Raw genomic sequence first — 19,957 nt, 5'->3', positions numbered from 1 at the left:
CCTCTCCTTTCCCCCGTTGATGCGCTATATTTTGCGTCCGTATGTTTCTTCGCCACAACATTCTGTGCGAAGTGCTTGTATTATCTTATCATCTGCCTCCTGCTGCGTCAATGGTTTTTCCCGGGCCCGCTGCACAAAAAGAAGAGCCGTACAGGCTCCTCTAATTTCCGCATTCAATGCTGATCTCGTTGAACAGTTTCAGGATCTCGTCCACGGACACCTTCTCCTTCTCTTCCCCCTCCATGTCCAGGACAATGCCGCCCTGGTGCATCATGAGGAGACGGTCCCCGTACTGGGTGGCATACCGGAGGTTGTGAGTCACCATGATGGTGGTCAGCTTCTTCTCCCGCACGATCCGGTCCGTCAGTTCCATGATGAGCTCCGCCGTCTTCGGGTCCAGCGCCGCCGTATGCTCGTCCAGGATGAGGAATTCGATGGGCGTCATGGTGGACATGAGGAGCGCCATGGCCTGCCGCTGCCCGCCGGAGAGGGATCCCACCTTTATATCCAGCTTGTCCTCCAGACCCAGGCCAAGCTGGGACAAGAGCTCCCGGTAATGGCTGATCCTGGCCCGGTTCGTCCCGCGCCGGAAGCCGTATATATTTCCCTTGTTGTCCGCCAGGGCCATGTTCTCCAGGATCGTCATGGAGGGGCAGGTCCCCATGGCCGGGTTCTGGTACACCCGCCCGATCCGGCGGTTGCGCCGGAACTCCTTCTCCCGCGTGATGTCCGCGCCGCCCATGCGGATGGTCCCCGCCTCCACCGGGATGCTGCCGCAGATGATGTTCAGCATGGACGTCTTCCCGGACCCGTTGCTGCCCACCACGGACACAAACTGGCCGTCCTCCACCGTCAGGCTGAAGTCCCGGAACAGGCACATCTCGTTGACAGTGCCGGGATTGTAGTATTTATGGATGTTTTTAAGCTCCAGCATCTGTCTTCACCTTCTTTCTTCTCTCCATACTGATGATCAAAATGACAAGGAACAGCACCGCCGTGATGAGCTTCATGGCCTGGGGCTGGAAATTGCGGATCGCCACCGCCACGCAGGCCTTGTAGATCACGGAGCCGATGAGCACCGCCGTGGTGGCCTGCATGACGCTCACCCGGCGGAACAGGCTGGTGCCGATGATGACGCTGGCAAGCCCGATGACAATGGCTCCTGTTCCCATGGAGATCTCAAACACACGCTCCTCCTGGCAGAAGGCGCTGCCCGCCAGAGACACAAGACCGTTGGCGATGGCCAGCCCCACGATCTTCACATTGCCCTGGTCTTTGGCCAGGGACGTGACGAGCACCGGGTTGTCGCCCACCGCCCGCAGCAGGTACCCGGACTTTGTCTTCAGGTAGAGATCCAGGAGCACCTTTGCGATGACCGTCAGGATCAGGATGATGAGCAGCGTTGTACAGCCGGACGCCGCCTCCGGAACGACCGCCTCCAGCCAGTCGTTCTTAAAGATGCTCTCCTGGGAAAAGAGGGGCACGTTGGCCGTGCCGGCTATGTACAGGTTGATGGTCCAGAGCGCCGTCATCATAATGATCCCGGACAGCAGGTCCCGCACCTTCCCCTTCACGTGGATCAGGCCTGTGCACACACCCGCCAGCGCCCCGGCGGCAAAGGCCGCCACAAGCGAGAGGTACGGGTTGACGCCGTTTGTGATAAGGAGCGCGGTCACCGCGCCCCCCAGCGGGAAACTGCCGTCCACCGTCAGATCCGGAAAATCCAGTATTTTGTAAGTGATGTATACGCCCAGGGCCAGGATCCCGTAGATCAGCCCCTGCTCCAGTATGGTAATGATAAAATCCATGAAAACTGCCTCGCCTTCCTGCTTCTTTCTCTATTTACTCTGCCGATGCATCCTCGATCCTGTCAAAGCTCTCCACCGCGCTGTCGGCCAGCTCCTCCGGCACTGTGATGCCCAGGTTTTCCGCCACCTTCATGTTGACGTAGAAGCCCGGCTCCGTGATGGTCTCATAGGGCATCTCCGACGCTTCCGCCTCGCCCTTTAAGATCTTCGCCGCCATCTGTCCGGTCTGCTCGCCCAGGGCGATGTAGTCCAGACCCTCCGCCGCCAGACAGCCGATCCGCACCTGCTCGATCTCGCTGCCGAACACCGGCACCCCCTTCTCGTTCGCCTTGTCCAGGATCGTGGGCAGGGATGCCACCACCGTGTTGTCTGTCAGGTTCGTGATGCAGTCCACCTGGCTTAAGAGGTCGTCCGCCGCCAGGGAGATATCCGCGGTTGTGCTGATCCCGCTCTCCACGATCTCAAAGCCGTAGTCCCCCGCCAGTTCCTTGTATGTCTCCAGGGCGGAGAGGGAGTTTGCCTCGCTCGTCGTGTACAGGATGCCCACCTTCTGCGCGTCCGGCAGCATCTGCCGGATCATCTCAAGCTGCTCTTTGATAGGCAGCTCGTCGGAGGTCCCTGTGATGTTGCCCGTGGGATTGCCGTCCTCGTCCGCCAGCTCCGCAGCCACCGGATCCGTCACCGCCGTGTAGACTACCGAGATGTCCGTGTCCATGGCCGCGTTGAATGCGCTCTGGGCTGTGGGGGTTGCGATGGCGCAGATGAGATCCACCTTGTCGGAGACAAAGGCGTCCGAGATCTGTCCGGCCGTCCCCATGTCCGCCGCCGCGTTCTGGTATTCCACTGTCAGATTTTCCCCCTCCACGATGCCCTCACCGGCAAGGCCCTGAAGGAACCCTTCCCTGCAGTTGTCAAGGGAGCCGTGCTCCGCAAACTGGGAGATGCCGATGGTGTATCCGTTTTCCCCGCTCCCGGAGCTTCCGGAAGACCCGGCGCACCCTGCCGCCATCACCGTGGTACATACTGCTGCCATAAGTACTGCTGTCGCTTTTCTTTTCATCATCGTTCTTGTCTCCTTTACTGTTTGTTTTTTTGCTGCTGCCGTACAGGAGAGAAAATCTGCGGGCGGCACCGGACGGATCCTGCAAAACAAAAACCGTCCCAAACCAAAAGGTTTGAGACGGTAATAAAATCCATTTTATTATCGCGGTACCACTCAAATTGACGTGTCGTCCACTTTCTCATGTACTAACATACACTCCTGATTGATAACGGGTTCGGTTCCCGACAAACCATACTCGCCTTCCGGCTTTCAGGCCGCCCTCGAAAGTCCATTCAACAATCCGCTCCGTATGGCAATCCCACCATCTGCCACTCTCTTTGACTTCGCCGTGACTGTCTACTCCTCTTTCTCAACGGTTTAAGAAATATGTATTTCATGTGCAATACTTTACTCTGACAAAATCCGTTTGTCAAGTATTTTTTCTGATTTTTCTGATCAGTCGTCAATGACCGGTACTGTCTCATCGGACCATGCATCCAGATCGTTGATGTACTTCTTTGTCTCCGATGCGATGACATTGGACAGAAGAAGCACGGCGATCAGGTTCGGCACAGCCATGAGGGCGTTCAGGATATCCGCCAGCGCCCAGACAACATCCAGCGCCACGATAGGCGCGATGGCCGCTACTGCCACGTACAGGGTACGGTATACGTAGATGACCTTCTTGCCTGCGAAGTACTCAACCGCACGCTCGCCGTAGTAAGCCCAGCCGAGAACAGTGGAGTAGGCAAAGCAGATGATGCCGAGGGTCAGGATGACCGGTCCTAAGTAGGGGATCTGGCCAAATGCAAGTGTGGTCAGGATGCCGCCGTCAGAGATCTCATCCGCGTTGATGTTGGGGTTCTTCATGATCGTGGACACGAGCACGAGACCTGTCATCAGACACACAACAACTGTATCCCAGAATGTACCTGTGGAGGATACAAGTGCCTGGCGCACCGGGTTCCTTGTCTGCGCCGCCGCTGCCGCGATGGGGGCAGAACCCATACCGGACTCATTGGAGAAGAGTCCTCTGGCAATTCCGTACTGCATAGCCGCCCGGATACCGGTTCCCACAAGACCGCCTGCCGCCGCGCCGGGTGTGAAGGCAAGCCTGCAGATCGTCTGGATCGCGGGGATGATGTAGTCGTAGTTGATGCCCAGGATGATGATACAGCCGAGCACGTAGAAGATGGCCATAAAGGGAACCAGCTTCTCGCACACATTGGCGATGGACTTGATGCCGCCGAAGATAACGATGGCTGTCAGCACCGCGCAGACAACGCCTACTACCCAGCCGGGAACTCCCACGTTCTCTTCCACGATGCTGGCGATGGCGTTCACCTGGGTGGCACAGCCGATACCAAAGGATGCGAACCCTGCGAAGATGGCGAAGATAAGACCCAGGATCTTGCCGAAGGGCTGCCACTTCAGGCCTCTGGAGAGTGCGTACATGGCGCCGCCCTGCATGCGTCCGTCTTTCGTCTTCACACGGTATTTGACTGCGATCAGCGACTCGGAATATTTGGTAGCGATGCCGAATACACCGGAGAGCCAGCACCAGAGCACAGCGCCCGGGCCGCCGAGGGCGATCGCTGTTCCCACACCGACGATGTTGCCGGTTCCAATGGTAGCTGCCAGCGCTGTCGTCAGCGCGCCGAAGTTGGATACCTCTCCCTCCGCGTCAGGATCCTTCGTGACGGAGAGCTTCAGTCCTTTGCTCAGCGTCTTTCTCTGGATCACGCCCGTACGGATCGTCATGAAGATGTGTGTTCCGAAAAGCAGGATGATGAGCCACCAGCCCCAGATCACGTTGTCAATTGCATAGATAGCATTACTGATTGAATCGAACATAAAATGCCCCCTTTACTCTACATTTTTTCAGTTTGCTTTTGTAACTATAAACCATTGTATGCAGGAAAGCCGCTACCATTGCTTTTCCCCATATCGTTAGGCATATTTTAGCAGAATTTTCTGAAAATAGCAAGACTTGTTATTTAAATAACATATAATTTTCTTTTTATTATAGGAATTATTTATGACACCCGCTCCGGAAGCAGCGGGAAAAAGCCCCCGGCGCCGGCCGGAGGCTTTCTTTTTTTGTTCTATTTTTTCAGGATCAGCGCTGCAAACACAAGGTCTTCGTCCCCTGCATTCCTCACGCCGTGGCCGTCCCCGTCCTTGCAGAAGGTGACGTCTCCGGCCTCAATGGTGACTTCCGTGCCGTTGTCGTCGTAGATCCCGGTTCCGCTGAGCACATAGTATGTCTCCGTCTCCCCGTGATGCTCATGGTACCCGAGGCTGCAGCCCGGTTTGATGGTCACGCGGCTGAACATCTTGCAGTGCTCTCCCAGCTCCTCTCCTGTGAGCAGAGCCTCCTTCAGGATGTAGCCCTCGCCGCCGCTGGCCTTTTCTACCTTTACTGTCTCTCTGTCTGTCGCTTTCGTCATGCCGACATTCCTCCTTTGCAGTGATCTGCCCTTATTTTACCACAGGGCGCCGCCGGATGGCAACGCTGTCCCGGCTGCCGGAGGCTATTCGTTGACGATCTGGCAGTACTGCCTGGCCGTGACGGCAAAGACGGCCGCGTAGAGAAGGGCGAAGAAAAGGACCGTAGCGGCCGTGCAGCCCATGAACAGCTTCGTGTCCGTGAAGTTCATCATCACAAGCAGCTTGTTCACCACATTGAACGCCACCGCCACATGGAGCACCGCCATGAGAAGGGGCAGGAAGAACACCAGCAGCACCTGGCTCCTTACGGACCGGCGGATCTCCCGCATCCCCATCCCAACTTTCCGCAGGATCCGGTACCGCTCCCTGTCGTCGAAGCCCTCCGAGACCTGCTTGTAGTAGATGATCAGGACTGTAGCCATCAGGAACATGATGCCGAGGTAAAGGCCGATGAAGAAAAGGCTCCCGTATAGCTCAAAGAAGCTCTCCTCGCTGAGCAGCCGGTTCTCGCACAGGCTGCCCGGCACCTCCGCCTGGATGCGGTCCGCCAGCGCCCACACCGCGTCCTCGCAGTCCGCCTTTGTCCCGCTCATATCAAAGTATCTCACGTACCCGTAGGAGGCGTTCACAGCTCCCAGGTCCAGGATGGACGCCTCATCCGGCATCACAACGTAGAGCCGGTCCGTCACATCGTCTCCTGTCTCCCGCGCGCCCGCTTTGAACTGCCTGACTTCTTTTGCCACCTGAAACTCCTGCCCTTCGACCGAGATGGCATTCTCTCCGTAGGGCGCCCCGGCGCTGTAGACGATCACCTGGCCAGCCGCCAGCGGCGTGGGGTCATTTTCCAGGGCCCGGTAGTCCTCCAGCGGGATAAAATACATCTCCCACACGCCGTCTGCCGTGTAGTCCACGGACGCCTGGCTTGTGAAGGTCCGCGCATCCTGCCGGATGAACGCCCCGCCGCCATACCGGTAGGCGATGCCGTCCTCTTCCTCCACCCCGCGGGCGGACAGCTCTTCCTCCACAATGGCATCCACCTGCGCCCGGGCGTCTGTCCCGTACACCCGCACGCCGAAGTCATAGGGGAAGCGCTTGTCCATGATGCTGTCCATCCCGGCATACAGGCTCACCGTGGTGGAGATCATGACAAGGACCATGGTGCTCAGGATGCAGATATTGGCAAGCCCCACCGCGTTCTGCTTCATCCGGTAGATCATGCCCGACACAACCGTAAAATGGTTCGGCTTATAGTAAAAGCTCTTCCGCCTGCGAAGCGCCTTCAGGATGGCGATGCTCCCGGCCAGGAAGATGGCGTAGGTGCCGATGACCACCAGAAGGGCCGCCACAAAGAAGGTGTTGAGCGCCTCCAGTGGGTTGTCCGTGACCACCGCCAGATAGTATCCGGTTCCCAGGGCGGCGAGCCCTGCGAGAGCCAGGATCCGCTTTGTCTTCGGCTCCCGCTCCCCGGCCGCGGATCCCTGCAGAAGCTCCGCCGGGCTGGCCAGCCGCACCTGGAAGAGATTGTAGAGCCAGATGAGGAAGAAGATCCCGGCAAACAGAAGCACTGTGTACACCATGGAGATCCCCGACACGCGGAAGGTGATCCCGATGTCGTGCCGCAGGAGGCGCAGAAGGACAAGGTGCATCAGCCTGCCGAACACCAGGCCTCCCAGGATCCCAAGCGCCATGCTCGAAGCGCCGATGAGGAGCGTCTCCACGGTGAGCATCTTTGCGATGTGCCCTTTCCCCATGCCCAGGATATTGTACACTGCAAGCTCCTTCTTCCTGCGCTTGATGAGAAAGCTGTTCGTGTAGAACAGGAAGATGACGGAAAAGAGGATCAGAATCCCCAGCGCCAGCATGAGGATCGTCGTCACGTTCTGATTGCCGATGTCCCTGCTGCGGGCCAGGGAGTCCATGATATAGTACATCATGACCGTGAGGACGGACGTCAGCAGGAACGGGACGTATGTCTTTTTATTGTTCCGGATGTTGGTGACTGCAAGTCTGGCATAGATGCGGCTGCTCATCTCCTCTCACCTCCCGTCGCGAGAACGGTCAGCGTATCCGAGATCTTCTGGTAGAGCTGCTCGTTGGCAAGGCTCCCCCGGTACAACTGGTGGAAGACTTCCCCGTCCTTGATAAAAAGGACTCTCCCCGCCGTGCTGGCCGCCTTCACGCTGTGGGTCACCATGAGGATCGTCTGCCCGTCCCGGTTGAGCTGCGCAAACATCCGCAGCAGCTCGTCGGACGCACGGGAATCCAGCGCCCCGGTGGGCTCGTCCGCCAGGATCAGCTGGGGCCGGGTGATCACAGCCCGCGCCACGGCGGCCCGCTGCTTCTGCCCGCCGGAGACCTCGTAGGGATACTTCCCCAGGATCCCGGCGATGCCCAGCTTTGCCGCGACGGGCTCCAGCCGGCACTCCATCTCCGGGTATTTCTTCCCGGACAGGACAAGGGGAAGGAAGATGTTGTCCCGCAGGGAAAAGGTGTCGAGAAGGTTGAAGTCCTGAAAGACGAATCCCAGGTTCTGCCGCCTGAAGGCCGCCATCTCCTTTTCCTTTACCCGGGCCAGATCATTCCCCTTCAGGTAGACCCGCCCGGCTGTCGGCCGGTCGAGACCTGCCAGGATATTCAGGAGGGTCGTCTTGCCGGACCCCGATTCTCCCATGATGGCCACGTACTCCCCCGGTTCCACGGAGAAGCTGACGTTTCGCAGCGCCTCCACCTGGCTGCCGCCGAAGCGGGTGGTATATATTTTCTTTACGTTTTTCACTTCCAGTAATGCCATAAAAATAACCTGCCTTTCTGTTCCTGTTTTCCGGATTACAAGCCAAGTATACAGGCGCAGAGGCAGGTTTTCCATTTCTTCACATGACATTTCCGGCAGGGCGGCTTACATTTTTGTCACATTCCCTCCCGGAGGCGGCGCATCCGCTCTCTGATCCGCTCTTCATACCCCTGATCCCCCGGCTCATAAAAGCTGGCGTCCCGGATCTCATCCGGCAGATACTGCTGCTGTACGTAGTGGTTCGGATAGTCGTGGGCGTATTTGTAGCCGGTGCCGTGCCCCAGATTTTTCGCTCCCTTGTAGTGGGCGTCCTGGAGATGGGCGGGGACGGTTGTCTTATACCGCCCCACATTGTCCATGGCGGCAGAGATGGCGTTCACAGCCGAGTTGCTCTTGGGGGCGGTCGCCACATAGAGCACGGCCTGGGAGAGGATGATCTGGGCCTCCGGCATGCCGATCCGCTCCACGGCCTGGGCCGCGGACACCGCCACCGTGAGGGCCATAGGGTCTGCGTTCCCCACATCCTCGGAGGCGCAGATCATGATCCGCCTGGCGATGAACTTGACATCCTCCCCCGCGTAGAGCATCTTCGCCAGATAGTAGACCGCCGCGTCCGGATCCGACCCGCGCATGCTCTTGATGAAGGCGGAGATGGTATCGTAGTGGTTGTCCCCTGTCTTGTCGTAGCGGACCACCCGCTTCTGGATGCACTCGGAGGCCACGGGAAGGGTCAGATGGATCTTCCCGTCCGCAGACCGCTCTGTCGTCAGGACGCCAAGCTCCACCGCGTTCAGGGCGTTCCGGGCGTCGCCCCCGGCCACGTCCGCCAGGAACTCCAGGGCGTCCTCATCGATCACCGCATCGTAGCTTCCCATGCCTTTTTTCTCATCGTAGACAGCCCGGCGGATCAGTTCTTTGACATCCTCTTTGTCCAGCGGATGGAGCTCAAAAATGCTGGACCGGGAGATGAGGGCCCCGTTCACTTCAAAGTAGGGGTTCTCTGTGGTGGCGCCGATGAGGGTGATGGTCCCGTCCTCCACAAAGGGGAGAAGGTAATCCTGCTGCCCCTTGTTGAACCTGTGGATCTCGTCCACGAAGAGGATCGTCTTCTGCCCGTACATGCCCCGGCGCTCTTTGGCCTGACGCACCACGTCCTCCATGTCCTTCTTGCCGGCCACGGTGGCGTTGATCTGGGTGAACACCGCCTTTGTCGTGTGGGCGATGACACGGGCCAGGGTCGTCTTGCCTGTCCCCGGCGGGCCGTAAAAGATAAGGGAGCCCAGCTTGTCCGCCTTGATGGCGCGGTACAGGAGCTTGTCCTTCCCGATGATATGCTGCTGCCCCACCACTTCCTCCAGCGTCTCCGGCCGCAGCCGGGACGCCAGCGGGGACTCCTTCTCCCTGTTCTGTTCTCTTGCGTATTCAAATAAATCCATGTCTTTTCTGCCGCCTTCCTATAATCCTGCCAGATCCCGCACGGTCTCCCCCGCAATGAGAAGCCCCGCCACAGGCGGGACGAAGGAGATGCTCCCCGGCAGGCTCCTCCTCTGCCCTTTGTCCTCCCCGGTGTCCCTCCCGGCCGTGTCCACCGGCTTTTCCTTTGAGTAGAGCACTTTCACATGCCCGATCCCCCGCTTCTTCAGCTCCCGGCGCATCACCTTGCACAGGGGGCACACGCTTGTCCGGCTGATGTCGTCGATCTCGAACTGCTCCCCGTGGAGCTTGTTGCCGGTCCCCATGCAGCTTATGATGGGGATCCCCTCCACCGCAGCCCGGCTGATCACCGCCAGCTTGGCTGTGACCGTGTCAATGGCGTCCACGATATAGTCCGGCCTTTGCGCAAACAGCACATCCAGGTTGTCCTCCAGGACGAACATCTCAAAGGTGGTCACCTCTGTCTCCGGGCAGATATCCCGGATCCTCTCCCGCATGACCTCTGTCTTGTACCGGCCCACCGTGCTGTGAAAGGCGATGGACTGCCGGTTGATGTTTGTCTCGGACACCCGGTCGTTGTCCACCAGGATCAGCCGCCCGACGCCCGCCCGCGCCAGCGCCTCGATGCAGTGGGAGCCCACGCCCCCCACGCCCAGCACCAGCACCGACGCCTCTCTTATCTTCGCGAGCTTCTCCTCCCCGATGAGAAGCCCGGTTCTTGCAAATTCCTTCCCCATCTGTCCTTCCATCTCCTGTCTCTTCCTGCCCGCGCCCTCAGGGGAGCACCAGTTCCTCCGCCGTCACGAAGGAGAAACCCTGCCCCTTCAGGATATCGACGATCTCCAGCGCCGCCTCCACGGAGGATCCGTAGCAGTCATGTAATAAGATCATAGCACCATCCTGCGCCTGCGTCACTACTTTTTCCACGATCCCGCCCACATCCTGCGTCGTCCAGTCCAGCGGGTCGATGGTCCACAGGATGGGCAGCACCTCCATCTCCTCCCCCAGTTCCTCGTTCCAAACGCCGAAGGGAGGCCGCACATAGTCCGTGTGCTTCCCGGTGATGAGGTAGATCGCCTGGTCTGTATCCCGGATCTCCCGGCGCATCTCCTTAGCATCTTCCTGATCCAGCCGCACATGGTGATACGTATGGTTGCCGATGAGATGTCCCTCCCGGTCCATCCGCTCCACGATCTGCGGATACTGCGCCGCATACATGCCGATAAGGAAAAACGTAGCCTGCACGTCCCGCTCCCTGAGCCCGTCAAGAAGCCTGGGCGTCCACCGGGGGTGAGGCCCGTCGTCAAATGTCAGCGCGATCTTCCGGACATCCCCCGCATCCTCCCGCGCGCCCGCCGTACCCCCTGCCGGAAGCGACGCGGCGCCGGCCGACTGCTGCCGCCAGGCGCAGGAAAGAAGGGGGAAGAGGAGCATAGCCGCATACGCAAGAAAGACTGCCTTTTTCCCCGGAGCTCTCATCTTTTCTTTCCCCTGTTTCATCTGCTCTCTGATGTATATGAGCGCGGGAAGCAAAACATGCGCTACAGCCGCATGTCCCCCGTATCCAGGAGCACCCCGCCTGTGTGGATCGCCCGGAGCTGATCCCCGAGGATCTCCTTCATCTCCTCGAAGGCCCGCTGGCCGGTGCAGTGGCCGGTCCAGCAGAGAACCTTCGTCTCCTTCAGCTCCTGCGCTGTCTTCCTGATATCAGCAAGGTCCGCTCCGCTGTAAACGTCTTTTTTCATGTGGAAGCCGCTGATCAGCACATCCGGCCATCTGCCGTACAGCCCGCGGTACCGGTCCAGGATATTCAGCACTCCGTTGTGCGCGCAGCCGGACAGCAGCACATGGAAGCTGCCGGCCTCCAGGACCAGGCACTGCTCATGCCGGAAATCGTCCTGCTCGTATGTGTCCTGCTCATACGCGCCCCGCACCCGGCGCTTCAGCTCCCGGTTGCCCTCCGGCCAGAGCCGCCGCCCACGGATGTCCGTGAACAGGGCGATCCCGTCGCCGATCCGGGCATCCCCCTCCAGCAGGACGCACTGGGGGAGGTCCGCCAGTTCCGGGCGGATGCCGATGCAGCGGTCTTCCCGGTCCGGGTAAGTATGCCAGAAGCTGCCGCAGGCCGATTTCTGCATGTAGATCCGCGCCGCCGGATACCGGGCTGCAAACGCAGGCAGACCGCCGCCGTGGTCGTAATGGCCGTGGCTTAAGACTACCGTGTCCACCGTGCCCAGATCCACGTCCAGCTTCCCTGCATTTGTCAGAAACGCATCGCTGGCGCCTGTGTCCATAAGGATCCGGCGCTCCCCCATCTCTATGTAGAAGCTCAGCCCGTGCTCGGCCCGGCACTCCGGATGCCCCTGTGTATTCTCGATCAGGGTGATGATCTTTATCCGTCTGTCAGGAAATCCCATATTTTTCTTCTATCCTTTCCCGTATCGCCGCAAAGGGCAGCACCGGCGGCTGCTGTTCCAGGTGTCCGCCTATATTTTTAGTCATCCAGCGCATATGGTACCACCTGTGGAATTTGTAGCCGCAGCGCCTGAACTCCCCTGCCGTCTCATATCCCATCCGCTCGTGAAACCGGATGCTGTCCCAGGTCAGATAGGGATCGTCCCCGTCCGGCGCCGCGATCCAGGCGCACAGATCTGTGATATTCTGTTCCTTCAGGATACACTCCAGCGCCTCGTAAAGCCGTCTTCCCAGGCCGCCGCGCCTTCTGTCCTCCCGCAGGTAGACCGACATCTCCACCGCGTGGTCAAAGGCCTTCCTCTCGTGGAAGGCGGATGCATAGGCATAGCCCAGTATCTCACCGCCGGCTTCCGCCACGAGATAGGGATATCTCTTTCGGATACGGCAGATGCGCCCCCGGAATTCCTCCACGGTGGGCGCCTCATACTCGAAGGAAACCGCCGTCTTCTCCACGTAGGGCGCGTAGATCGCCAGCAATTCCCCTGCGTCTTCCTCCCGCGCAACGCGGAGGGTTACATCGTCTTTCAACATCCAATCTCTCCCATCTTCTCTAGCTTTCTGTCTTCGCATTCATGCCGGCTGCTGCCAGCGCGGCACAGATAGCGTCCACATCATAGTCCGGCGCAAAGCAGGCGGCTGTTTCGCAGACCTGCCGGACTTTGTCTTCCTGCTCCTCCAGGGCGTCTGCGATTTCAGCCACACTTTTATTCTTTTATAATTTTATACATATCTGCGAAACAAGTTTTCTCTCCTCGCCATATTCCAGCGATTCCTGTAGTTCATCTGCAAACAATTCCTTTAACGCCTCACACATTTCCTTCTCCTCCTTCACCTTGTCCCAGTTTGCCTGTACAACCAGATCCATAACTGCCTGGTACCACTTTGAATGCCGGTGTATTTCTTATTTTCTAGGTTTCATAAACAGCACAGCAGCCAGGATCAGCACACCGCCGGCCACCGCCAGCGCGACCGGGATGCCGGGCACGACCGGCCAGGCCACAAAGACCGCGGACGGGCCGTCCGCGCCGGCGATCAGATCCAGCGCCTCCTGCATGGCCAGCCGCCAGGTGATGCCGCACACAAGCATGGCGACTCCGATCAGCAGCACGGCACCGGCAAGGAGCGCCCTGCGCAGCGCCGTCTGCTTCTCCTTCTTTGCCAGTCTGGCGGCCTCCGCGAGTGTATCTTCCGCCTCCCTGACAGAGATCTCCTCTTCCTCCGTCCGCTCGCCGCGCAGGATGTCGAGCACCGTCACATGCAACGCCTCCGCCAGCGGCTCGAGCAGGCTGATATCCGGGCAGCCGATCCCCCTTTCCCAGCGGCTGACTGCCTTGTCTGTCACACGGAGCCGGCCCGCCAGTTCCGCCTGGGTCATGCCTCTTTCTTTGCGCATCTGCTGGATCAATTGTCCGGTCTTTTTTGCATCCATCGCAACTTCCTCCTTATGAGAAAGCATACTACAGCCGTATTGCAGCGTCAATCAACGGCGCGTTTACACGCGCCTGCCCGACTACATATAGATTTCCATCCGCGAGATCAGGTTCGTCACATTGAATTTCCCGGCAAAGAGCTGGCGGTAGGTCGCGCTCTTCGTCCTGCCTGCCTCCGACAGGCGCTCCATGTCTGCCGCGATCTTTTCCTGTTCCGCACAGAGGGCCTCGTAGAGATCCTCCAGCCGCCCCAGACGTCGGAGGGCTGCCTCCATATCCGCTGCCGTGTACCCTTCTTCTGTCTTTGCAGTCAGTCTTTCTACTTTCACCGTTTCCTCTCCTCCTCTACTCCGGCTCCACCGGCGTCCTGCCAAGATCCAGCAGCACTTTTGTCCCTTTTCCTTCTTCCGACTCGATGCGAAGCCCGTGTCCCAGATGATCCATCACGCTCCGGCACAGGTACAGGCCGATGCCGGTAGATTTCTTGTAGGCGCGGCCATTGTATCCGGTAAATCCCCGCTCGCACACCCGGGGCAGGTCCTCCTTTGCGATCCCGATGCCGGTATCTTCGATCACCAGCACGGCGCCGTTCTCTTTGCTTGGCCCCGCATAGATGGAGACGGATCCCTCCTTTGTGTACTTCAGGGCATTGGACAGGATCTGTTCCAGGACAAAGACAAGCCACTTTTCGTCTGTCAGCACCGTCGCCCCGGTCTCCCGGAAATCAAGGCGCAGCTTCTGGATGATAAAGAGCCGCGAGTATTTCCGCACTGCCTGGCGGATCATGTCGTCCAGCGGATGCCAGGCAAGGACCATATCCCGGGACATATCCCCGATCCGCAGATAATTCAGGACCATCTCCACATACTGCTCTGTGCGGAACAGTTCCCTGTCCATCCCCCGCAGAAAGCCGTCCTTCCCCTGCCGCCGGCCTTCTTCCTCCTGCAAAAGCAGGCGCATGGCAGCGATGGGCGTCTTGATCTGGTGCGCCCAGAGGCTGTAATAGTCCAGGCTGTCCTGCCGGGTCTGCTGCGCCACACTCCTCTCCTGATTTCTCTGTTCTAACAGGGTTCCGATCATCTCCTGATACCGCTTCTCCGCAAGGGTGCCCGCTGCCGGGAACACAGGATCCGCACCGGCGATATTTCTTCCGGTCTCCCTGAGCTCCCGCTCTTTTCGCAGGAAGCGGAAAAAGCCCGGGCAGAGGCTAAGCAGAAGGATCACGCCTGCAAGGAGCAGGGCGTACCCGGTGGCATCGGGGTCGACCCCGTAGAGAGAGCCCACGGTCCAGAAGACTGCCGCCATGCCCGCGTACACGGCAACCGGCTTCCAGTTTTCCTTCAGATAATATCCAACTGTTCTCATGCTTCCACCATATATCCAATGCCTTTCTTTGTCACAACCGCCTGCTCCATGCCGATCTGCGCCAGTTTTTTCCGCAGCCTCGCCACATTCACGGTGAGGGTATTCTCATCCACAAAGGCGTCGCTCTCCCACAGGCGGGCAATGAGCTCGTCCCTGGATACGATCTTGCCCGTGTTTTCCAGCAGGCACTGGAAAATGCGGAACTCGTTCTTTGTGAGCTCCGCCTTGCGCCCCTGGCATGTGACCGTGGCGTCTGAGAGATTGAGAACGCAGCCTTTGTGCTCCATCAGGTTGGCCGTCCCCCGGTAGGCATAGGCACGCCGCAGCATGGCCTGCACCTTGGCCGTCACCACATGGAGGTCAAAGGGCTTTTCAATAAATTCATCCCCGCCCATGTTCATGGCCATGACGATATTCATGTTGTCGCCCGCCGAGGAGATAAAGATGACCGGCACATCCGACACCTGGCGGATCTGGGTGCACCAGTAGAATCCGTTGTAAAAAGGAAGGCCGATGTCGAGAAGCACCAGGTCCGGCTGTACCTGTGCGAACTCAGACATGACATTCTTAAAATCCCCCGCCGCCGTCACCTCGTAATCCCATCCCTCCAGATGACGCTTCAGCGTCTCTGCGATCGTACGGTCGTCCTCCACGATCAAAATCCGGTACATACTGCCAACCTCCTTTATGCCTATACATTTTACATGATTTTCCCCGGATTGGGTAGGGGAGATTTTCCGGGCTTCCCTTCGGAGGCCGGGTTCAGACAACAAAAAACTCCTATGCATTTGATATGGCCTGTCAGACCCGTATCATTCCTGCATAGGAGTTTTACTATATCTCTATCAGATCGTCGCGATATCGATCAGCGTCAGCTTCTTGATATCCGTGTTCTCCAGACTGGTGATGAGCGCCTCCGCCGTGTCGATGGCTGTCAGCACATTGACGCCTGTCTCGATGGCGTTCCTGCGGATGACGAACCCGTCTCTGGAGCGGTCCGCGCCCTGGTGCGGCGTATCGATGACAAGATCGATCTTGTGGCCCAGGATCAGGTCCATCAGGTTCGGCGACTCCTGCTCGATCTTGTTGACCGGGATCGCCTTCACCCCGCCGGTCTTCAGGGCCTCAGCCGTGCCCTTTGTGGCAAAGATCTTGTAGCCGATCTTCTCGAACCGGCGTCCGATCTCCACTGCTTCCTCCTTGTCCTCGTCGCGGACGGTCATGATCATGTTCCGGTGCTTCGGCAGCTTGATGCCTGCGCCGAGGAACGCCTTGTAGAGCGCCTCGTCAAAGGTCTTTGCAATGCCCAGGCACTCGCCTGTGGACTTCATCTCAGGTCCCAGGCTGATGTCAGCGCCGCGGATCTTCTCAAAGGAGAAGACCGGCATCTTGATGGCGAAGTAGTCCGCCTCCTTCTGCAGCCCCGGCGTGTAGCCAAGCTCCCTGATCTTGTGGCCGATGATGACCTTCGTTGCCAGCGGCACGATGGGGATGCCCGTCACCTTGCTGATGTAGGGAACGGTACGGCTGGACCGGGGGTTCACCTCGATCACATACACATCCTCGCCGCACACGATGAACTGGATGTTGATCAGTCCGATCACGTGCAGGGACTGGGCCAGCTTCTTCGTGTAGTCCTCGATGGTCCGCTTCGTCTTCTCAGAGATGCTCTGGGCCGGATAGACGGAGATACTGTCTCCGGAGTGGATGCCCGCTCTCTCGATATGCTCCATGATGCCCGGGATCAGGATGTCCTCCCCGTCGCACACGGCGTCTACCTCGATCTCTTTGCCCATCAGGTACTTGTCTACCAGGATCGGGTGATCCTGGGCGATCCGGTTGATGATGCCGATGAATTCGTCAATGTCGTGGTCGTTGATGGCGATCTGCATGCCCTGTCCGCCCAGCACGTAGGACGGGCGCACGAGCACGGGGTAACCCAGGCGGTTCGCCACTTCCTTGGCCTCCTCAGCGGTAAATACCGTGCCGCCTGTGGGGCGCGGGATGCCGCACTTCTCCAGGATCGCGTCAAAGAGTTCCCGGTCCTCGGCTGCGTCCACGTTCTCCGCAGATGTGCCAAGGATGGGCACGCCCATCTTCATGAGGGCCTCCGTCAGCTTGATGGCCGTCTGTCCACCGAACTGCACGACTGCTCCGTCCGGCTTCTCCAGGTCTACGATACTCTCCACGTCCTCCGGCGTGAGAGGCTCGAAATACAGCTTGTCAGCAATATCAAAGTCCGTACTTACTGTCTCCGGGTTGTTGTTGACGATGATCGTCTCATACCCTTCCTTCGAGAAGGCCCAGGTGCAGTGCACGGAACAGAAGTCGAACTCGATCCCCTGGCCGATGCGGATGGGGCCGGAACCAAGAACGAGCACTTTCTTGCGCCCGCGCGTCTCCTCCACCTCGTTCTCGCTGCCGTACACAGAGTAGTAGTAGGGCGTGGCCGCAGCGAACTCAGCGGCGCATGTATCCACCATCTTGTAGGCGGCTGTGATGCCGTACTCGTGGCGCATCTCATGGATCTGGCGCTCCGTGTTGCCGGTCAGCCGGGCGATCACATTGTCCGGGAATTCCATCCTCTTGGCTTCCTTCAGGATCTCCGCTGAGAGAGGAGTCGTCTTCAGCGTCTGCTCCATCTCCACCAGGCGGGCGATCTTGTCGATGAACCACCGGTCTATTCTCGTAATGTTGTAGATCTCATCGTAGGAAATGCCTTTGCGCAGCGCCTCCGCGATCATCCAGATGCGGCGGTCGTCCACGATCTCCAGTCTCTCGAGGAGCTCCTCCCTTGTGAGGGCGCTGAAATCGTAGGACATGAGGCTGTCCACATGCTGCTCCAGGGAGCGGATGGCCTTCATGAGGGCGCCCTCGAAGTTGTCGCAGATGCTCATAACCTCGCCTGTCGCCTTCATCTGCGTCGTCAGCGTCCGCTTGGCGCTGATGAACTTGTCAAAGGGAAGGCGGGGCATCTTCACCACGCAGTAGTCCAGCATGGGCTCAAAGCTTGCGTACGTCTTCTGTGTGACCGCGTTCTTGATCTCGTCCAGCGTGTAGCCCAGGGCGATCTTGGCCGCCACCTTGGCGATGGGGTAGCCGGTGGCCTTGGAGGCCAGCGCGGAAGAGCGGCTCACACGGGGGTTTACCTCGATGACGCAGTACTCAAATGTATCCGGGTGCAGGGCGTACTGCACGTTGCACCCACCGGTGATGTTCAGCTCGCTGATGATGTTCAGGGCTGATGTGCGGAGCATCTGATACTCCTTATCCCCCAGCGTCTGGGAGGGAGCCACGACGATACTGTCGCCTGTGTGCACGCCCACCGGATCAATATTTTCCATATTACAAACCGTGATGCAGTTGCCGTTGCCGTCGCGCATCACCTCGTACTCGATCTCTTTCCATCCTGCGATGCAGCGCTCCACAAGCACCTGTCCCACACGGGAGAGACGCAGGCCGTTCTCCAGGATCTCCACAAGCTGCTCCCGGTCGTGGGCGATGCCGCCGCCGCTGCCGCCCAGGGTGTAAGCCGGACGCAGCACGACCGGATACCCGATCTTCTCCGCAAACTTAATGCCGTCCTCCACGTTCTCCACGACAAGGGAGGGCGCGCAGGGCTCGCCGATCTTCTCCATCGTGGTCTTGAACTCCAGGCGGTCCTCCGCCTTCTTGATGGTCTCGGACGTGGTGCCGATGAGGCGCACGTTGTTCCGCCTAAGGAAGCCGTTCTCCTCCAGCTCCATGGCAAGGTTCAGGGCAGCCTGTCCGCCCAGCGTCGGCAGGACGCTGTCCGGCTTCTCCTTCAGGATGAGCTGCTCCACCACCTCCACGGTCAGAGGCTCGATGTAGACGCGGTCCGCGATATCCTTGTCCGTCATGATGGTCGCCGGGTTGGAGTTGAGGAGCACGACCTCCAGGCCCTCCTCCTTCAGGGAACGGCACGCCTGGGTTCCCGCATAGTCAAACTCCGCGGCCTGTCCGATCACGATCGGGCCGGATCCGATCACCAGTACTTTTTTGATATCTTTATTTTTAGGCATTAGTTTGCTCCTTTCATCATATCCATAAACCTGTCAAACAGATAGCCGGAATCCTGGGGGCCCGGGCATGCTTCCGGATGGAACTGCACGGTAAAAATGTTTTTCCCGATGTAGGAAAGCCCCTCGTTCGTGCCGTCGTTGACATTGACGAAAGCCTCCTGCGCCACAGCCGGATCCATGGTGGACGCATCCACTGCGTAGCCGTGGTTCTGAGAGGAGATGTACACCCTGTTGTTCGTCAGGTCCTTCACCGGGTGGTTGCCGCCCCTGTGTCCGTATTTCAGCTTGTAGGTCTTCGCCCCGTTGGCGAGGGCCATAAGCTGATGGCCGAGGCAGATGGCAAAGATCGGGATCTCCGTCTCATAGAGCTTCCGGATCTCGGCGATGATCTCCGTGCAGGTCTCCGGGTCGCCAGGGCCGTTGGAGAGCATGATGCCGTCCGGCTTCGATGCGATGATCTCCTCCGCGGAAGTGCCGGCCGGATAGACCGTCACCTGGCAGCCTCTCCTGTGGAGGGATTTCGCGATGTTGTTCTTGGCGCCAAAGTCCATCAGCGCCACCCTGGGTCCTGTTCCCTCCAGCATATAGGGAGCCTCGCATGTCACTTTGGAGACCACATCCCCGACTTTGTATGCGTGGAGCTTCGGAAGGATCTCGTCCAGGTCATAGTCCTCATTGGTCGTGATCATCCCGTTCATGGTGCCCTTCTCCCGGAGGATCTTCGTGAGCGCGCGGGTGTCAACGCCTGCGATCCCCGGAATATCCTGCTCTTTGAGGAAGTCCTGGATCGACCCCTCGCAGCGGAAGTTGCTGGGCATTCTCGATAATTCTCTTACGATGTAACCGTCCGGCCATGCCTTCTTTGACTCCATGTCCGGAGTAATTCCGTAATTTCCAATCAATGGATAGGTCATAACTACGGCCTGTCCTGCGTAAGAAGGGTCAGTCAGCACCTCCAGGTAGCCTGTCATGGAGGTATTAAATACAATCTCGCTTATCATGTCTCTCGTGGATCCGATGCTGGTTCCCGTAAAGACAGTTCCGTCTTCCAAAATAAGAAACGCTTTCATTCATTCACCTTTTCCCTTCATATAATTGTAACATGCGAAGAGGACCTG

20 protein-coding genes are annotated in these 19,957 nt (G+C 58.8%); all 20 read right to left on the bottom strand.

Features of this window, described 5'->3' with window-relative positions:
* Positions 1-160 precede the first annotated feature (160 nt).
* Positions 161-934, bottom strand: coding sequence for an ABC transporter ATP-binding protein (locus H6A20_RS04435; protein ID WP_204905959.1), 774 nt, complete (start codon positions 932-934; stop codon positions 161-163).
* Positions 921-1,808, bottom strand: coding sequence for an ABC transporter permease (locus H6A20_RS04430; protein WP_204905958.1), 888 nt, complete (start codon positions 1,806-1,808; stop codon positions 921-923). Before H6A20_RS04430 ends, H6A20_RS04435 begins: the two co-directional genes overlap by 14 nt.
* 34 nt (positions 1,809-1,842) lie before the next feature.
* Positions 1,843-2,871 (bottom strand): ABC transporter substrate-binding protein, encoded by a 1,029-nt coding sequence (locus H6A20_RS04425; RefSeq protein ID WP_420846589.1) that lies wholly within the window; start codon positions 2,869-2,871, stop codon positions 1,843-1,845.
* Between the two features lie 435 nt (positions 2,872-3,306).
* Entirely contained in the window at positions 3,307-4,704 is a 1,398-nt protein-coding gene (locus H6A20_RS04420) for an alanine/glycine:cation symporter family protein (RefSeq protein ID WP_204905957.1), read from the bottom strand.
* Positions 4,705-4,955: 251 nt separating this feature from the next.
* Positions 4,956-5,300 carry a cupin domain-containing protein gene (locus H6A20_RS04415; protein ID WP_204905956.1) on the bottom strand — a complete coding sequence of 115 codons (345 nt, stop codon included), beginning with the start codon at positions 5,298-5,300 and terminating at the stop codon, positions 4,956-4,958.
* A gap of 84 nt (positions 5,301-5,384) precedes the next feature.
* Positions 5,385-7,331 carry an ABC transporter permease gene (locus H6A20_RS04410; RefSeq protein ID WP_204905955.1) on the bottom strand — a complete coding sequence of 649 codons (1,947 nt, stop codon included), beginning with the start codon at positions 7,329-7,331 and terminating at the stop codon, positions 5,385-5,387.
* Positions 7,328-8,092 carry an ABC transporter ATP-binding protein gene (locus H6A20_RS04405; protein WP_204905954.1) on the bottom strand — a complete coding sequence of 255 codons (765 nt, stop codon included), beginning with the start codon at positions 8,090-8,092 and terminating at the stop codon, positions 7,328-7,330. Before H6A20_RS04405 ends, H6A20_RS04410 begins: the two co-directional genes overlap by 4 nt.
* A gap of 116 nt (positions 8,093-8,208) precedes the next feature.
* Positions 8,209-9,528: a replication-associated recombination protein A gene (locus H6A20_RS04400; protein ID WP_204905953.1), complete on the bottom strand. Its 1,320-nt coding sequence runs from the start codon at positions 9,526-9,528 to the stop codon at positions 8,209-8,211.
* Between the two features lie 18 nt (positions 9,529-9,546).
* Positions 9,547-10,275: a tRNA threonylcarbamoyladenosine dehydratase gene (locus H6A20_RS04395; RefSeq protein ID WP_338106580.1), complete on the bottom strand. Its 729-nt coding sequence runs from the start codon at positions 10,273-10,275 to the stop codon at positions 9,547-9,549.
* A gap of 25 nt (positions 10,276-10,300) precedes the next feature.
* Complete coding sequence (locus H6A20_RS04390) at positions 10,301-11,005, bottom strand: polysaccharide deacetylase family protein (protein WP_243426124.1); 705 nt, start codon at positions 11,003-11,005, stop codon at positions 10,301-10,303.
* Between the two features lie 62 nt (positions 11,006-11,067).
* A complete protein-coding gene (locus H6A20_RS04385; protein WP_207750369.1) occupies positions 11,068-11,943 on the bottom strand; it encodes an MBL fold metallo-hydrolase in 876 nt (291 codons plus the stop codon).
* Positions 11,930-12,532: a GNAT family N-acetyltransferase gene (locus H6A20_RS04380; protein ID WP_204905951.1), complete on the bottom strand. Its 603-nt coding sequence runs from the start codon at positions 12,530-12,532 to the stop codon at positions 11,930-11,932. Before H6A20_RS04380 ends, H6A20_RS04385 begins: the two co-directional genes overlap by 14 nt.
* Positions 12,533-12,551: 19 nt before the next feature.
* Positions 12,552-12,701, bottom strand: a complete 150-nt coding sequence (locus H6A20_RS04375; RefSeq protein WP_204905950.1) for a hypothetical protein — start codon at positions 12,699-12,701, stop codon at positions 12,552-12,554.
* A gap of 12 nt (positions 12,702-12,713) precedes the next feature.
* Positions 12,714-12,866 (bottom strand): hypothetical protein, encoded by a 153-nt coding sequence (locus tag H6A20_RS04370; protein ID WP_204905949.1) that lies wholly within the window; start codon positions 12,864-12,866, stop codon positions 12,714-12,716.
* Positions 12,867-12,902: 36 nt separating this feature from the next.
* A complete protein-coding gene (locus H6A20_RS04365; RefSeq protein WP_204905948.1) occupies positions 12,903-13,430 on the bottom strand; it encodes a helix-turn-helix domain-containing protein in 528 nt (175 codons plus the stop codon).
* 81 nt (positions 13,431-13,511) lie between these two features.
* Positions 13,512-13,760, bottom strand: a complete 249-nt coding sequence (locus H6A20_RS04360; protein WP_204905947.1) for a hypothetical protein — start codon at positions 13,758-13,760, stop codon at positions 13,512-13,514.
* Between the two features lie 16 nt (positions 13,761-13,776).
* Positions 13,777-14,796: a sensor histidine kinase gene (locus tag H6A20_RS04355; protein ID WP_204905946.1), complete on the bottom strand. Its 1,020-nt coding sequence runs from the start codon at positions 14,794-14,796 to the stop codon at positions 13,777-13,779.
* Positions 14,793-15,467: a response regulator transcription factor gene (locus H6A20_RS04350; RefSeq protein WP_204905945.1), complete on the bottom strand. Its 675-nt coding sequence runs from the start codon at positions 15,465-15,467 to the stop codon at positions 14,793-14,795. Before H6A20_RS04350 ends, H6A20_RS04355 begins: the two co-directional genes overlap by 4 nt.
* A gap of 174 nt (positions 15,468-15,641) precedes the next feature.
* Positions 15,642-18,839 carry a carbamoyl-phosphate synthase large subunit gene (gene carB / locus H6A20_RS04345; protein ID WP_204905944.1) on the bottom strand — a complete coding sequence of 1,066 codons (3,198 nt, stop codon included), beginning with the start codon at positions 18,837-18,839 and terminating at the stop codon, positions 15,642-15,644.
* Positions 18,839-19,909 (bottom strand): carbamoyl phosphate synthase small subunit, encoded by a 1,071-nt coding sequence (locus H6A20_RS04340; protein WP_204905943.1) that lies wholly within the window; start codon positions 19,907-19,909, stop codon positions 18,839-18,841. Before H6A20_RS04340 ends, carB begins: the two co-directional genes overlap by 1 nt.
* Between the last annotated feature and the right edge of the window lie 48 nt (positions 19,910-19,957).

Source organism: Mordavella massiliensis (genome assembly GCF_016901695.1).
GTDB classification, from domain to species: Bacteria; Bacillota; Clostridia; order Lachnospirales; family Lachnospiraceae; genus Claveliimonas; species Claveliimonas massiliensis_A.
This window is presented reverse-complemented; position numbering and strand designations above follow the sequence as displayed.